The sequence below is a fragment of the Pseudoalteromonas sp. 5Ae-yellow genome (assembly GCF_014077565.1).
Taxonomy (GTDB): Bacteria; Pseudomonadota; Gammaproteobacteria; order Enterobacterales; family Alteromonadaceae; genus Pseudoalteromonas.
This window is the reverse complement of sequence record NZ_JACGWD010000051.1, coordinates 17,734-33,439: the sequence shown is the minus strand read 5'-3', so window position 1 is coordinate 33,439 and position 15,706 is coordinate 17,734. Positions and strand designations below refer to the sequence as shown.

The 15,706-nt window shown below is 37.8% G+C and carries 12 protein-coding genes; 9 read left to right on the top strand and 3 right to left on the bottom strand.

Annotation, left to right across the window (positions count from 1 at the left end):
- Positions 1–171: 171 nt before the first annotated feature.
- Positions 172–1,005, bottom strand: a complete 834-nt coding sequence (locus H4J63_RS13920; RefSeq protein WP_182197148.1) for a mechanosensitive ion channel family protein — start codon at positions 1,003–1,005, stop codon at positions 172–174.
- Between the two features lie 301 nt (positions 1,006–1,306).
- Between H4J63_RS13920 and gss the strand changes: the two genes are divergently transcribed.
- From gss to H4J63_RS13890, 6 genes are all read left to right on the top strand, one after another.
- On the top strand, positions 1,307–3,175 hold the full coding sequence (gss, locus tag H4J63_RS13915; RefSeq protein ID WP_182197146.1) for a bifunctional glutathionylspermidine amidase/synthase: 1,869 nt from the start codon (positions 1,307–1,309) through the stop codon (positions 3,173–3,175).
- A 136-nt stretch (positions 3,176–3,311) separates the two neighbouring features.
- Positions 3,312–3,680, top strand: coding sequence for a DUF2237 family protein (locus tag H4J63_RS13910; RefSeq protein WP_182197145.1), 369 nt, complete (start codon positions 3,312–3,314; stop codon positions 3,678–3,680).
- A 234-nt stretch (positions 3,681–3,914) separates the two neighbouring features.
- Positions 3,915–4,439: a DNA starvation/stationary phase protection protein Dps gene (dps, locus tag H4J63_RS13905; protein WP_076923661.1), complete on the top strand. Its 525-nt coding sequence runs from the start codon at positions 3,915–3,917 to the stop codon at positions 4,437–4,439.
- Between the two features lie 624 nt (positions 4,440–5,063).
- On the top strand, positions 5,064–8,003 hold the full coding sequence (locus tag H4J63_RS13900; protein ID WP_182197143.1) for a TonB-dependent receptor: 2,940 nt from the start codon (positions 5,064–5,066) through the stop codon (positions 8,001–8,003).
- A gap of 311 nt (positions 8,004–8,314) precedes the next feature.
- Entirely contained in the window at positions 8,315–9,106 is a 792-nt protein-coding gene (locus tag H4J63_RS13895) for a hypothetical protein (RefSeq protein ID WP_182197141.1), read from the top strand.
- A gap of 266 nt (positions 9,107–9,372) precedes the next feature.
- Positions 9,373–11,091, top strand: a complete 1,719-nt coding sequence (locus H4J63_RS13890) for a SulP family inorganic anion transporter (RefSeq protein WP_182197140.1) — start codon at positions 9,373–9,375, stop codon at positions 11,089–11,091.
- Between the two features lie 268 nt (positions 11,092–11,359).
- On the opposite strand, the gene H4J63_RS13885 is transcribed toward H4J63_RS13890, so the two are convergent.
- The gene (locus tag H4J63_RS13885; protein ID WP_182197138.1) at positions 11,360–11,887 is read right to left on the bottom strand and encodes a hypothetical protein; all 528 of its coding nucleotides are present in this window, start codon (positions 11,885–11,887) and stop codon (positions 11,360–11,362) included.
- An 859-nt stretch (positions 11,888–12,746) separates the two neighbouring features.
- The gene (locus H4J63_RS13880) at positions 12,747–13,424 is read right to left on the bottom strand and encodes a glutathione S-transferase family protein (protein WP_024590248.1); all 678 of its coding nucleotides are present in this window, start codon (positions 13,422–13,424) and stop codon (positions 12,747–12,749) included.
- A 177-nt stretch (positions 13,425–13,601) separates the two neighbouring features.
- Between H4J63_RS13880 and H4J63_RS13875 the strand changes: the two genes are divergently transcribed.
- From H4J63_RS13875 to H4J63_RS13865, 3 genes are all read left to right on the top strand, one after another.
- Positions 13,602–14,372 carry a DUF1223 domain-containing protein gene (locus H4J63_RS13875; protein WP_182197137.1) on the top strand — a complete coding sequence of 257 codons (771 nt, stop codon included), beginning with the start codon at positions 13,602–13,604 and terminating at the stop codon, positions 14,370–14,372.
- A 306-nt stretch (positions 14,373–14,678) separates the two neighbouring features.
- Positions 14,679–15,359 carry a CsgG/HfaB family protein gene (locus H4J63_RS13870; RefSeq protein ID WP_076923668.1) on the top strand — a complete coding sequence of 227 codons (681 nt, stop codon included), beginning with the start codon at positions 14,679–14,681 and terminating at the stop codon, positions 15,357–15,359.
- The gene (locus H4J63_RS13865) at positions 15,359–15,706 is read left to right on the top strand and encodes a DUF4810 domain-containing protein (protein ID WP_008165258.1); all 348 of its coding nucleotides are present in this window, start codon (positions 15,359–15,361) and stop codon (positions 15,704–15,706) included. The genes H4J63_RS13870 and H4J63_RS13865 overlap by 1 nt, the downstream gene beginning before the upstream one ends.

Here is a 15,706-nt window from a genome sequence, read left to right as displayed (position 1 = left end):
GCTTCCTTCAGACCCCACCGTTGGCCAGTGACGCCCTTGCCATTCAGATTATCTTCCCCTTAGTCAGGGTAATAAGGCATCTTTCAGCCTATCGGGTTTGCCAGCTTCGCTGGGCAAACAAAAAAAGAGCACTTTAAAAGTGCCCTTAGGTTTAAATCGTTTTAAATTTAGTTAATCTTTGCTTTCGTTAACTAAAATAACTTTACGATGTGGGAAAGGTATTTCGATGTTGTTTTCATCCAGTGCTTTTTTAATTAACTCTGGCACAGTGTAAAGAATATCGAAGTAATGCTCGCCCTTACAAAAAGGTCTTACTAAAAAGTCTACTGAGCTGTTGTTAAGAGTTTCTACTTCAACAAAAGGAGCGGGATCTTTTAGTATGTGTGGGTGCGCTGCAAGTACGCCATCTATAACTTTACGTACAGCCGTTGTATCTTCACCGTAAGCAACACCAAAATGCATATCCACACCACGAATTGGATGATGTGAATGGTTTATAATTTGCGCGCCCAAAATTTGACTATTTGGAATAATAACCTGTTGGTTATCGAACGTTTGTAAAATAGTAGTAAACATATCTACTTCTGTTACTTTACCAAAACGCCCTGCTGCCTCAATAAAGTCATTCACTTTATAAGGTCTGAAAACTAGTAGCATAACGCCTGCTGCAAGGTTCGACATTGCACCTTGTAACGCCAAGCCTATAGCAAGTCCCGCAGCACCTAGCAAAGCAATAATAGAGGCTGTTTGTACACCAAAGCGATTTAACACAGCAATAATAACGAACGCTAATATGATGTATCGAGCCATGCTGCCTAAAAAGCGAAAAAGCGTGTCATCAAGATGAGTGTATTTATGGCATAAGCCAATAATTAAATTGCGTACTTTGCCCGCTAACCATAAGCCCGCAAGCAAAATTGCAATCGCTAGTAATATGTTGGTTGCCCACGTAATTGCAGCGGGTAAATATTGATTAATATCAATGTTGTTTATTATGTCTTCCATTGTTTTTCCTGTTTTAAAAACTTTTAATTAGTTTTAACTAGTTTCAACTACACCAAACGCAACAGTTTAACAAAAAATTAACCAAAGTACGAATATAGGTTCAGTTTTACATGTATAAGCGCTTTGAAGGAGGGATTTTTTAACTACTGCTTTTAAAACTATGGATTGATAAAATATAATTTTAAGCCCTATTTAGCGCCAATATTTAATTAAAAATTAAACCCAGTTATATCTTGCTATAACGCAGTTTCGCTCATATAGTCAGCAAATTATCACACCTTTATTTTGAACACCTTTGTTTATGAAATCTTCTGCTCCTGCTAGTGATTTTGGTACCTTATTAGGTTATGCACCTGGTAATGTTGCTGTTTATTCATCTGATTATGATACGGCTGACGAAAGTATTTATCCTAATCGTAGCGCCTTTCGTAGTTACCTTGATGGCATTTACATGGGCTATAAATGGCAATGCGTTGAGTTTGCACGTCGATGGATGTATCTCAACCATAGTTATATTTTTGATGATATTGCTATGGCTTACGATATTTTTGAGCTGCGTTCTGTGCGCGATGTAAATAGTCAAAACAGACTGCCACTAAACGCGTTTAAAAACGGTGCTAAACATCATCCTCAGGTAGGTAGCTTACTTATTTGGGAAGAAGGCGGCGAGTTTGAAGAAACAGGCCATGTTGCTGTCGTTGTTGAAGTATATGAAGATAAAATACGCCTTGCTGAGCAAAATGTAGGACATCAAATATGGCCAAAAGATCAAAGCTGGTGTCGTGAACTAAAAGCAAAAGTAACTAAAGGTGGCGACTATTGGATTGAGTGCTCTTACAGCGACGCCACTATTTTAGGCTGGATGACACAAACTGATGAAACAGAATATGCTGAGCCAACGTCAGAGCTAAACACCGACTTATTTATTATAGAAGCCCATAAAGCAGTAGATACAGGCCAAGCAAACAAATCATGGTTAAATATTGCGAATGACGATGAAGCTGCCTACGTAGAAATGATGCAAGGCTATAAACTTACATCAGTAGCTGAGGATCAACATAATTACTTTGCGATATCTCAAACGGCGCAGCAAAGCATTGAGCATGCTACAAATGAGCTACATGGCTTATTTATGCATGCAACCGACTATGTACTGCAGCACCCTGAGTTATTAAAAAAGTTCAATTTACCCGATGTTGTGCTTAATAAAATTCGCCAATCGTGGGATAACCGCTTAAACCAATTAATTACCAGTCGGTTTGACTTTGCTCTAACCACAGCAGGTTTAAAAGTTTACGAATACAATTGCGATTCGGCATCGTGTTATATGGAAAGCGGTAAGGTTCAGGGTAAATGGGCAAAACACTTTGGTGTTAAAACAGGTGTAGATGCAGGCCAAAATTTATTTAAAGACCTAGTAAAGGCATGGCGTAAAAGTGAGGTAAAAGGTCTTGTTCATATTCTGCAAGATGATGAACCAGAAGAGCATTACCATGCATTATTTATGAAAGAAGCCATTGAAGCAGCTGGTTTTGAGTGTAAGTTAGTAATTGGCTTAAGCACACTTCGCTGGAATGAATCGGGCAACATAATAGATGCAGATGGCGCACAACTGAGTTATGTATGGAAAACGTGGTCGTGGGAAACCGCACTTGATCAAATCCGTGAAGAATGCGAAGCCGATCAATCATTAGGTGATAACTTTGAACCACAATTCAAAATTGGTGAAACGCCACGCTTAGTTGATGTATTACTGCGTAAAAATGTCATGGTGTTTGAACCGCTGTGGACATTAATTCCTAGTAACAAAGCTATTTTGCCAATACTGTGGAGCTTATTCCCTAATCATAAATATTTACTTAATACCGCGTTTGATCTTAACGACGAGTTATTACAAACCGGATATGTAGTTAAACCAATAGTAGGACGCTGTGGCGCTAATATTCAACTTGTTGATGAACAGCAGCAAGTTATAGAAAAAACAACTGGGCACTTTGCCGAGCAAGACCAAATATACCAACAACTATTTGCACTGCCCAAAGTAGATGATTACTTTGTACAAATATGTAGTTTTACAGCTGCCGGAAAATACTCTGGTGGTGGCGCACGCGTTGATAAAAGCATGATCATAAACGGCCATAGCGATTGTATGGCACTGCGTATTAAATAAATAATACTAAGCCCGCAATTTTGCTGCGGGCTTAAGTTTGTGTAGACCCCCTTCCCTCTTTTAAGTTTTATAGCTATCTCAAGCGAGTTACTCCTGATAGAGTAAATTTATTAAACACCACAAACTAAGGTATTTCATGGCGAATCAACTTAATGTACTTGGCACACGTTTAAAACTATGTTGCGGTAATGGTGGCTACACACGTGAAGGATTTTGTTATGTACCAGAATCAGATCTTGGCAATCACAGTGTATGTGCAATTATGACTGACGAGTTTTTACAATTTTCAAAATCACAAGATAACGACTTAATAAGCCCAAACCCTCTTTACGATTTTGAAGGTTTAAAAGCCGGTGATAAATGGTGCTTGTGTGCAGTAAGATGGCTTCATGCTATTTCAGCAAACGTTGCGCCACCAGTGGTACTTGAAGCTACAAATAAAAAATCATTAGAAATAGTGCCGCTCGATGTTTTAAAAGCGCACGAATATATAGCCAAAGTTTAAATACACTTAAGCGTTATTAAATTAAAGTCTGCAGATTTTACAAATGTATGCAGGCTTTTCAAAAATCAAATGCTCCCTTCATCACCTAAAACCTCAATAAAAAACATAACACCATGTTTTTAAGGTTATTTTTAAAAAACTCACTTACGGCATAGCAGTTGCTTCATTAAGTTTAAGTCACGCTCATAACGCAACATTTTATATGAGCAACACATTACTTAAGTAGGAGAAATTATGAGTAACAATAACGAATCAAACAAAACAACTAAATTTACCGCGCCAGGTATGAGTGACGAATCAGCTCAAAAAACAATAGCAAAGCTCGATAACCGCATGGTTGCATTGATAGACTTACAGCTTACTTTAAAGCACATTCACTGGAACGTAGTGGGACCAAACTTTATTGGCGTACACGAAATGATAGACCCACAGGTAGACATTGTCCGCGAAATGACAGATACCATTGCAGAGCGAATTGCGACTCTTGGTGGAGTACCTGTCGGTACGCCTAAATCTATTGTAGATCGTCGTACATGGAACGAATACTCAGTAGGTAAAGGGTTAGTAACCGAGCATTTAGCCGCACTTGATAAAGTATACAACGGCGTTAATGCCGATCATCGCAAAGCAATTGAGACTCTTTCTGAGCTAGATCCAGTGTCTGAAGATATGATCACCAGCCAATTAGCTGACCTAGAGCAATTTCAGTGGTTTATTAGAGCCCATTTAGAATCATCTACAGGCGAGCTAAAAAGCTAATATATTAAATCTAAGAAAGCCCAGCATTAATATGCTGGGCTTTTTTTTGCGTAAAAATCACTCTATTTATTATCATATATAGATATGTATCAGTAAGCTCTAATACAAAATTAATATAAAAACAATAGAAAATTGGTATTACCAAAAAAAATAACCAATAGAAAATTGAATGATTTTATACTCCTCACTATTTCGTAAATTTATAAGCCATACCCGACCTTCAATGAACATATTATCATTTTAACATCACTTAAAAAACAAACTAAATACGTATAAAAGTACGACATAAAATTTAAAAACAGTACTAAAAAATGTATTTAATAGTACAAATAATATAAAAAAACGCCTTTGGTAAACATACTTCAATAAAATTCACTCAAAATATAAAAAATAAAAATACAGCATAAGCCATTAAATTTATTAAATATAAGCAAAATAAAAGAACACTTTGTAATACACCTTGTGAATTTTTGGTAAACAAAGGTTGTAATAAAAGCTGAATTGGACTAATTTCAACCATACCACCTGTATGACACACTACAGGGAAACAGCAGTTAAATTGGTTAACCAAACCAAGTAACAACACACACAATGACGTAAGTCGTACCCAAACGGGAGAGATACATGAAACTCAATCAAATTACTTCAACATTAATTAATAAACATAAAAGAAGTAGCTCTACAACAATCAGTGCAGCAGCCCTTTTATTAATGGCTTCTTCTACTATTGCAGCGCAAGAGGCTCCGACAGCTTCAGAAACAGCAGCTGCAGATATTGAAGTTATTGAAGTAAAAGGCATGCTAGGTAGTATGAAAGCCGCCGCTATGCTTAAGCGTACTGACGGACGTATTGTAGATGCGATTGTTGCTGAAGACATTGGTAAGTTACCTGATAATAATATTGCAGAAGCACTGCAACGTATTACTGGTGTATCTATTAATACCGATTTTGGTGTGGGTGACAGTGTTTCGATTCGTGGCTTACCTCAAAACCGTGTTGAATTAAATGGTCGCTCTACTATTGGTGACTCTCGTGACGGTATTAGCTTACAAGATTACCCATCAAGTTTCTTAAAAACGGTAGAAGTCGTTAAGTCTCCTACTGCCGATATGATCGAAGGTGCATTAGGCGGAACAGTTAGTCTAAAAACGGTTCGCCCATTAGAGCTAGATAAACTAACTGGTGCTGTTTCATTAGATGGTGAGTACGCTGATAAAACAGAAAAAGTAGCGCCTATTTTTAGCGGTTCACTTGGTAACAATTGGGATTTTGATGAAATGGGTACCTTTGGTGCCATTGCTATGTTTTCGTTTCAAGACCGCGAAATTCGTCAAGATGAAACGTCTAGCCGTGTTAAACCTCAAGACATCGAAATTAATGGCCAAGAAGGTAATACATCAAGTGGCAACGCTATCGTACGAGACGAGCACAGTGTTGAACAATACGTAGAACAACGTAAACGTACTGCTGTAAATTTATCACTTCAGTGGGCACCGCAATCTGGTAATGGCATGGTGTATCTAGATTTAAGTGGCACTAAACGCTCTGGTGAGCAAAGTGGTAACTCTATATTAGGTGTTGCAGGTTCACTATCAACAGATGCAAATACAACTCAAGATGCTAACGGCGTAAATAATTATACGTTAACCAACGAATTTGGTATTCCTAAAACATACAGTGACTTTCGTGAAACCGACTCATTTTCAAATGCACTTGGTGCAGAGTGGAACCTTACTGACAGTATAAAAATCTCTGGTGAAATTGCGGTAGCATCATCAGAAAGTGTAAGACCAGATTCTGAATTTACACTTCGCCCAATCGAAAAATCAACATTTGAAGCAAGCGGCGGTGTTGATTTAGTAAACCATTTATATGATGGTGCATTTTCTCAAAACGGTAATAAATTACCAAGCATCATTCATTCAGATCCAAATGCATTTACTGACCCACAAAACTTAGCACTACGTACGTTTAAAAGTGAAGATAGAAGAACAGATAATGACGAAACAGCTATTCGTTTTGATGTTGAAATGTTTGAGCCACTCAGCAGCTTGAGCTGGGTGTCTAAAGTAAAAGCAGGTGTACGTGTTACTAACCGTGATTACGAATACGAGCAATACAAAGTAGAAATTAAAGACATTTACAAAAATGCATTTAACGACTCAGATGGTTCCTTAGCTACTTTATGGGTTGATGACTACAACGCCGCTTTTTCAAATAGCTTCACAACAGTTAGCCACGACAACTCATTTGACCAATTAGGTCATTCAGGGCAAAACGACCTACTAACGTTTTTAAGCTACAACGGTTTATCTAACCCAGCAAATACTTATGCTCAACTTCAGCAGTTACTTGCAGGCACAAACCTAGCGTCAACAGGCAGTCTTTCAGATAATCAAGAGTTCCAAGAAAGCGCATACCGTAACGTAGTTGAAGATACAGCTGCTGTGTACGTATCAGCGTACTTAGACTTTGATAACATTACTGCAATTGTGGGTGGTCGTTATGTGACTACAGATTTAGAATCAAGCGTGTTCCTTAACGGCGAAAAAGTAACTGGCGACAATGACTACAGCGACTTTTTACCAAGCTTAAACGTTACGTATAACTACTCAGACGAAACATTATTCCGCTTTGCTGCTGCAAAAGTTATGCGACGCGCTGACTTTAGCGAGCTAAGCCCTGCGTTTGACGTTAATAACGACATTACAGGTGCAACGCAAGGCTCTATTGATTTAGAACCATACCGCGCAACGCAATACGACTTATCTGTAGAGCATTACTTTGATGAAGGTAATGTACTTTCTTTCGCTGTATTTTATAAAGATGTTGAGTCTTTCTTAAGTAACGAGAGTAGCTGTCAAGCTGCATCAAGCACTTCAACAGGTCAAAACGTAACTCAGTGGAACCAAGTATGTCAGCTTGACGTTGCAGGTGTATCACAAGACAACCTAGTTTACTCAGATGCAACTGACTTCCCAGTAGATGCTGATGGCTTTAACCATGTTGCGGGCTTGCGTGATGCAGGACTAACGGGTATCGATACAGTTAAAAATGTAAATGGCGAAAACGGCTCAGTACAAGGTTTTGAAGTTGGTTACCAACAGTTCTTCACAAGCTTACCTGGTGCATTTTCTGGCTTAGGTATTAATGCAAACTACACGTATGCAGACAGCGAACAACCAAACGGCAACCCGTTATTAGATATTTCTAAAAATACGTACAACTTACAAGTATTTTGGGAATACGAAGGGTTCTCTACTCGTATCGCTTATAACTACCGTGACAGTTTCTTAGATACTGAAAACGAGAAACGTGTAGAAAATATTAACTCAGACGGCAGTATTTCAGCAGAAGGCACTGTTTACGGTAATAACTATCGTGACGACAGAGGCCAGTTAGATTTCTCTGCAAGCTGGGATATTAACGAAAACGTGACCTTAGTAGGTAATGCGACTAACTTAACGGGTGAGCCTTCTATCTACCTATCTGAACTAGGTGGTGCTTGGAAGTACACTGAAGCGGATCGCCGTTACAGCTTTGGTATTCGTGCTAAATTTTAATTTTCCCTAGAAACTAAAGCCTGCTTTTATGCAGGCTTTTTTACGTCTATAAAAAAATGACACTTTTGTTAAAACACAACACAATTTTTATAACTGAATATTTATTTAAAGCAATAAAATTATCATTGAATAATACTCCAAACTAAAATTTAGCTACCGTGTAAACAATATCAACCTCCTGCACATCACCTTTAGCGCACAACATAAACACCATAAAAATTCCACCAAAACCAAGTAACCTTGCGACTTGGTTATAAAGTGTCTAGCATTCCAAATGCCGTACTCATAATTGGTACGAAAAAGGATTAACAATGTCTCTAAAATATATAACAACAATATCAATCACATTATCATTACTATTATTAACAGCATGCGGCTCTGGGGGAAGTGAAACAAAAGTGGCTGTAAATACTGAAATAATAAAATCAACAGCAATCATTAACAACAGTCCCCTAAATGACTACAAAATAATTATCTATGGAAATAGCCATAGTTCGCAGTTAGGGGGATTATTAAATACGATTATTACAGCGCAATTACCTAACACTTCAGTTAAAACGATGACTGTCAGTGGCCGATTTTTAGATGAAATAGTCGCCGTAGATGCGAATGTCGATAAATTAAAAAGTGATAATTGGAGTCATGCTATTTTTCAAGGACAAAAGTACTCACAATCAGGTTCGACTGACTACCCTACGAGTGCAACTGAGCGATTAATCTCGAACGCAAAAGAGCATAAAATCACACCAATTTTATTTCCGGAGCATCCTCAAAAAGGGGATCCCACAGAAGCAAAGCTGGTTTACGACATCCATTTATCAATCAGTAAAAAACAACCTAGCTGCATAGCGCCTGTTGGCTTTGTATGGAATCGAGTATTAGAAATAATGCCTAGTATAAACCTTCATAGTGCCGACGGTAATCACGCATCCTATGCAGGCAATGTCCTTACAGCGATGACCTTTTATCAAATCATTACCTCAGAATTAACAGACACAATGCCATTTATACCTGCTATAGATTTAACACAGCAAGAACAAGCCTTATTTGCACAAGTAGTAACAGAAGTACTTGAGTTATATCCGGCATGTGGAGCTAAATAACCTTAAAAAATTTAAAAACTAGATTTTAGATTTGGTTATTTCCAGAGGCGTTCGATATCAGTAGATTAATACCATGCACATAATCTGACTAAAAAGACAAACTCCTCAGGAGCATTAACTTTTATAATTAACTTTTCTGCCAAATTATAAATTTAATATCTTGATAAATAATCACCTGCAATTTATTAAAATAACCACCGTCCTAGCTATACTTATTTTGTTATTAAATTTACTATCGAAGCGTTACCACCAACAGGAAAATTGCAGTGCTGTCGCGTTTATATAATTTTATGCCGGGTTTAGATACATTGCTGCACTACGAGCGACAATGGTTTGCTGATGATGTAAGAGCGGCGCTATCGGTAGCTGCCGTAGCTTTACCTGTTGCCATTGCTTACGCACAACTAACCGGTGTTAACGCCGCCGTAGGGTTATATTCTTGCATACTGCCAATGATGCTATATGCTCTTTTTGGCACTTCCAAACAACTAATAGTTGGCCCTGATGCCGCCACCTGCGCCGTTATTGCAGCCGTAGTAACCCCTCTTGCTGCAGGTGACAGCTTTAAACATTGGCAACTTGTTGTCACCATGACCGCTATGACCGGCTTTTGGTGTTTTATAGCTAGTAAATTTAAGCTAGGCGTATTAGCCGACTTTTTATCTAAACCTATTTTAATGGGCTTATTAAATGGCGTAGCCATCACTATTATTGTTGGTCAATTTTCTAAAGTATTCGGTTTTACCTTTGACGAGCGCTACCTACTTGAACGCCTAGGTGGTGTACCCACATACCTAGCGCAAACACATGTTCCCACCTTGTTAATGGCCTTGTTCACATTGGCGGTTTACTTTGCCATGAAACGCATAAAACCCACGTGGCCGGCATCAATGTTTGCCATTGCATTTGGTGCGATTTTGGTATGGATTTTTGATTTAAAACAACTTGATATAAAAACTATTGGCACCGTAACTGGCGGACTTCCCGTTTTTAATACTCCTGTTTTTGATTTAGGAATTATTCGTGAGCTAGTGGTACCCGCACTTAACTTAGCCATCGTGAGTTTTGTAAGTATGATGCTAACTGCCCGCAGTTTTGCTGCTAAAAATGGCTACGACATAGATGCCGATAAGGAATTTAGAGCGCTAGGTATTGCCAATATAGCGTCAGCTCTTTCGCAAGGTTTTGCAGTTAGTGGCGCCGACTCTCGCACCGCAGTTAACGATGCAACGGGTGGTAAAACGCAGTTAGTATCAATAATTGCAGCAGCTATTATTGCGGTCATAGCCGTTTTTTTAACAGCCCCGCTTGAGTTTATTCCAAGCGCAGCGCTGGGTGTTGTACTTATTATTGCCTCTGTTCATTTACTCGATTTAAAAGCTGTTTGGCAATTAAAACGAAAAGATAAACAGGCATTTTATCTCGCCTCAGCCACCTTACTTGCGGTGTTATTTATTGGCGTTATACCAGGGATCACACTTGCTGTATTACTGGGGTTATTTCAATTTATTCGCACTGTTATGCGCCCAACCGACAATATACTCGGCGTAGATGTTAACGGTGTAGTAAGAAGCTTAGACGCCACAGATAAAGCAAAGGCAGTGCAAGGCGTGTTTATTTATCGCTTTAATTCACCTTTAACTTACTTTAATGCCAGCTACTTTAAACGCAGATTACTTGAGCAATACGCAAGGCAAAAAGACGACACCCAATGTGTAATAATTGACGCTGTGCCCTGCTTTACTCACTTAGATTTAAGCGTAATGGCCATGCTTGCCGACCTCGACGTTATATTTAAAAAGCGCGATATAAGGCTTGAACTTGCAGGTAGAAAACGCCAACTACTTTCGTGGTTTGATATTGCAGGAATGAAGTCGGGAAAAGAAGGTATATATATTCACTCCGATCTATATGTTGCGCTACAAAAAAATAGAGTAAGCCAGCCTACCGACGAAGTTGACTTATTTGAAGCGCATACCAATTAGGAAGAATTAGCCGTGTTGTAAATTATAAACGGCAATAAAAATAAAAAAGAGTCACTGTATTTTATTATTCGTTGAACAGCTAAGCCCCCTATAACTGTGTAAGTTATTTTCAATTCACTACATAAGCTATTTAATGGGCTAAAATAGCTAAATTATTAACAGGCTTCTGATAATGAAGTCACATCAATAGAGCAGCTAAGTTATAATACGGTTTAACCAACAACGCTATTATACAACCTTGTTGGTTAAATTATTATATCAATTAGCATTATAAAGTCGTCGATATTGATACAGCGTATGGCTGCATAAGATCTTTTGCTTTTTCCATTTCCTCGTGAGAATCAGTATGTACAACAATCGCCCACAGACCCGAGCGAGTTGCTTCTCTTATATTATTGATCAAATCATCGTGATCTGGCCTTAACGAAAAAGCTCCAGCAATTAGTACACCAACAAAAGTACAAAGAATACTTATCGAAACATATGTTTCTAGGATGTGTTGTTGTAAAAATTCAAACTCTAATAAAAAGAGTATACTGGCAATGATCACACCAACAACAAGACCAACTACGGCAAATACTAAGTGTGATTTCAACATAGTTTTAGCAATTTTTTTATCTTCAGGCTCGACCTTTTCATCGTAATGTTGATCGTGAGGTGGAATTAGCCTTATGCTTTGTTTTACAAAGTTCTCGTCATTATTTAAAATATCAAAGGTTGCTTTAGCTTTATGTTCGCTGTTAAAAATACCGCCCACTTTAGTGGCTTTATCTCCACTGCTTATATTCGCTTTCATGGCTATTATCTCCGCATTAAATAAATAGTGGTTTAGTAAAACTACTAACACTAATTAATAAAAATTATTGATAATTGAAAATACGACTAATAAATTCACTTTATCATCATAAAAGCAGTTGCAAGACTAACACCAACTTGATTGACGAGTAATAACTCAACTCCCAAAGTAAATAAGCTTACGTGTAAATTAGAGGTGGAGGGGTTATCCTTTGTTTTTTAATACTTTTAGTACCTATTTAAATTCATCGATTATTCTAACCTTATTATTTTTGTTGTGAACACTGCACCACAATAATTAATGTCCATATAAATCACCGTGTAGAATATACAAAAAACATTTCAAACCTCGAAGCAACTAAAAATTAATAATTCAGTATCGCCTTGTTGATAAGCCTAGCTATCAACAAGGTGTTAAATTAATAGCATACCCTCGGAGTCAAGTTTTAGGATATATGGCTTTAAGTTAGCCTAAATAATTTGTATGTGAATACTTATAACTTCATGAAGGCCCGTTTTTTATTTCTTTGGATCTATGCTTAAATTACTGTGGATGAACCATGTGTTCAACCTCATGCCAGTTAATTTAGCAATCACTTTAATCACATAAAAGAAAATACCAATCATTGCCAACATAGACGGAATATTTAAAAAGCGTGATATAAGGTTTGAACTTGCAGGAATGAAATCAGGAAAAGAAGGTATATATATTCACTCAGACTTATACATCGCCCTAAAAATAAATAGCGAAAGCAGCATACAGAAGAGGTTAACTTGTTCGATGCAGAAAGCTATTATAAAAGTAATAAATGAGTAGAACATAACTGCTCTACTCATCTAATTAAACGCTTCTACCCAATTTATACTTTAGGATAATTTGAAGGGAAAAACGCTTTTTTAGCGTCTTCATCAAACTCTTTTTTAAATGCTACATCAGTACCAATTACGCGTGCACGTGCAACCGCTGGGCGGCTATCAATGCTTTCAAACCAACGCTTAAGATTTGGATACGGTGCTAAACCTTCTTCGCCTAATACAACCGGTGCTTTATCAATCCAGCCCCAAGCAGAAACATCAGCAATAGTGTATGTATCACCCACAATAAAGTCACGACCTTCAAGATGTGTATCAAGTACTTCGTAGTGGCGCTGCGCTTCACGTAAATAACGGTTAACCGCGTAATCAAGCCCTTCTGGTGCCATATGTCTAAAGTGAACACTTTGCCCTGAATACGGACCTAAACCAGATGCGATAAACATTAACCACGACAGCATTTCAGCGCGGTCATCGCTCTTACCTTCTAGCTTTCCATATTTTTCAGAAAGGTACATTAAAATAGCATTCGAATCGAACACACGCGTTTCACCATCAACAATTGCTGGCGCTTTAGCGTTTGGATTAATTGCTTTAAATTCAGGTGTATGTTGCTCACCTTTTAAAGTATCAAGAGGAACAAGTTCAAACGGCAAGCCTGTTTCTTCTAAAAAGAGTGCAACCTTCATTGGGTTAGGAGTATGGTGAAAATAAAATTTAATCATGTAAAGTTCCTCAATAATTGAGCAACGATTAAAGCACAACTTGAGCGGGTGTTCAAATTAAGTTTTAACTAAGTAAAATACACAGTTAAAACGTGATTTAATTGTGAGTATTTCGTGATACTTCATTCATAAATATCATTTAGGCTGAATGCAATATCAGCCTTTGCGAGAAGTAACATGCCTTTTAAAGCACTATCCCATCCATTTTTAATCTCACTTGTTGGGTTAATAATTTTTTGCTTTCAAAGCCAAGCTGCTGAGCAAGTAACTATTTCCAGTACAGCTAATCCGACTACCTTTTTAGAGCTTTACACATCGCAAGGTTGCAGTAGCTGCCCACCAGCAGAGCGCTGGATTTCAACGTTTACAGATGATGAAAAACTATGGACTGATTTAATCCCTATTAATTTTCATGTTACTTATTGGGATTATTTGGGTTGGAAAGACCCGTTTGCCTCTGCTGTGTTTAGTAAAAGACAACGCACGTATAAGGCACTCGGTAAAAGTAGGATTGTAGCTACTCCAGGATTTATGGTTAACGGCAACGGGTGGCAAGGTTGGTTTTATAAACAAGCTATTCCTGTAGCTAAAGCCCGTTATTTAGGTAATTTAAAAGCGACTATAAACAACAGTAAAATTAATCTCGAATACGATACTGTTAATATCGAAGATAATACTAACCAAAACTTAATAGCCCATGTAGCTCTGTTAGGCTTTGGCATAGAAACACAAATACACAGCGGCGAAAACGCAGGCCATAAGTTAAAACACGACTTTGTTGTTATTGGCTACGAGCAAAATAACATGCAGACCAAGCAGCAATTATCATTAACTGACTTAACCCTGCCTCGCGCTAAAAAAATATCGCCAACAAAGCAAGCCTTAGTGTTTTGGGTATCTGAAAAAGGCGACCCTACTCCACTACAAGTTGCAGCCGATTGGTTTTAAAAATTACAGTTAATTGAATAAAATTACTAATTAACAACTCAGCGCTCAATAAATCTCCTTGTATATCAACTATAGAAAAAGGCTTTCAATAATTTAAAAACTAATGAATTAGCATTGTTATTACAAAGAATTTATTCTTTTTCATTGTGTATACCTGTATGAAACATAAATAACATTGTATTTACATCAACTTTTGTTTATAAAGTAAGTTGAATGGACTCTTGAAATAAGTAATTGACTTATAAGTATAAAAATCAAGCGCCTATCAATAAAAACTTCTGCAATTATCTATATGGACAAAAATTTATGCGAATTAACCAAAGCCACATTAAAACAATTGTAATCGCTGCAATTACAGCTTCGTCTTTAGCTGGGTGTGCTACAACATCATCAAAAGTAATAGAAACACCAACTGTTGCTAGCTATAACACAACCTACTCAGGTGCAAAAAGCAAACTAGTCGTAGGTCAGTTTGTAAACCGTTCGAGCTTTCAAAATGGTATATTTGCATCAGGCCAAGACCGTTTAGGTAGCCAAGCAAAAACAACACTAATGAGCCACTTACAACAAACAAATCGCTTTAGTGTGCTTGATCGCGACAATATGGCAGCCCTTGCGGAAGAGGCAAAGTTAACAGGTACAAAACAAGTTCTTAGCGGTGCTAAATTTGTTGTAACTGGTGATGTAACAGAGTTTGGCCGTAAAGCCATTGGCGATCGCCAGCTTTTTGGTTTATTGGGTAAAGGTAAATCGCAAATTGCTTATGCTAAAGTAACGCTTAATGTTGTTGATGTTACTACATCAGAAGTTATTTATTCAGTGCAAGGTGCTGGTGAATACAGCCTATCAGAACGTGAAGTTATTGGTTTTGGTAGCACAGCTTCATACGATGCCACATTAAATGGCAAAGTACTTGACCTAGCTATTCGCGAAGTCGTTAACAAGTTAGTTACTGGTCTTGAAGCTGGCCAATGGGGCAATAAATAATGAAAAAGCTAATTACCTTAGCATTTGTTTGTATAGCCCTAACGGGTTGTAACTCAACGAAAGAACCTATTTACTATTACGGCGACTATAGCACTGCCGTATACGCCTATTTAAAAGCAGATGACGTAACAGCCGAAGAGCAAATTAGTATGCTTGAGCAAATTATTGCCGATGCCGCAAACAAAAGTAAGAATGTTGCACCTGGCCTACATGCTCACCTAGGTATGCTGTACTTTGAAACGGGTAATCCTTCATTAGGCACTACTCACTTCGAAACTGAGAAATCACTTTTCCCAGAATCAGTTCATTACATCGACTTCCTTCTAAAGTCTGCGAAAGGCGCTTAA

What these genes read in the sequence shown, in the direction of transcription:
- H4J63_RS13885 (WP_182197138.1), bottom strand. Translation starts at nt 11,887, where the DNA reads ATGAAAGCGAATATAAGCAGTGGAGATAAAGCCACTAAAGTGGGCGGT.
- H4J63_RS13880 (WP_024590248.1), bottom strand. Translation starts at nt 13,424, where the DNA reads ATGATTAAATTTTATTTTCACCATACTCCTAACCCAATGAAGGTTGCA.
- H4J63_RS13910 (WP_182197145.1), top strand. Translation starts at nt 3,312, where the DNA reads ATGGCGAATCAACTTAATGTACTTGGCACACGTTTAAAACTATGTTGC.
- H4J63_RS13865 (WP_008165258.1), top strand. Translation starts at nt 15,359, where the DNA reads ATGAAAAAGCTAATTACCTTAGCATTTGTTTGTATAGCCCTAACGGGT.
- H4J63_RS13920 (WP_182197148.1), bottom strand. Translation starts at nt 1,005, where the DNA reads ATGGAAGACATAATAAACAACATTGATATTAATCAATATTTACCCGCT.
- H4J63_RS13875 (WP_182197137.1), top strand. Translation starts at nt 13,602, where the DNA reads ATGCCTTTTAAAGCACTATCCCATCCATTTTTAATCTCACTTGTTGGG.
- H4J63_RS13870 (WP_076923668.1), top strand. Translation starts at nt 14,679, where the DNA reads ATGCGAATTAACCAAAGCCACATTAAAACAATTGTAATCGCTGCAATT.
- dps (WP_076923661.1), top strand. Translation starts at nt 3,915, where the DNA reads ATGAGTAACAATAACGAATCAAACAAAACAACTAAATTTACCGCGCCA.
- gss (WP_182197146.1), top strand. Translation starts at nt 1,307, where the DNA reads ATGAAATCTTCTGCTCCTGCTAGTGATTTTGGTACCTTATTAGGTTAT.
- H4J63_RS13895 (WP_182197141.1), top strand. Translation starts at nt 8,315, where the DNA reads ATGTCTCTAAAATATATAACAACAATATCAATCACATTATCATTACTA.
- H4J63_RS13900 (WP_182197143.1), top strand. Translation starts at nt 5,064, where the DNA reads ATGAAACTCAATCAAATTACTTCAACATTAATTAATAAACATAAAAGA.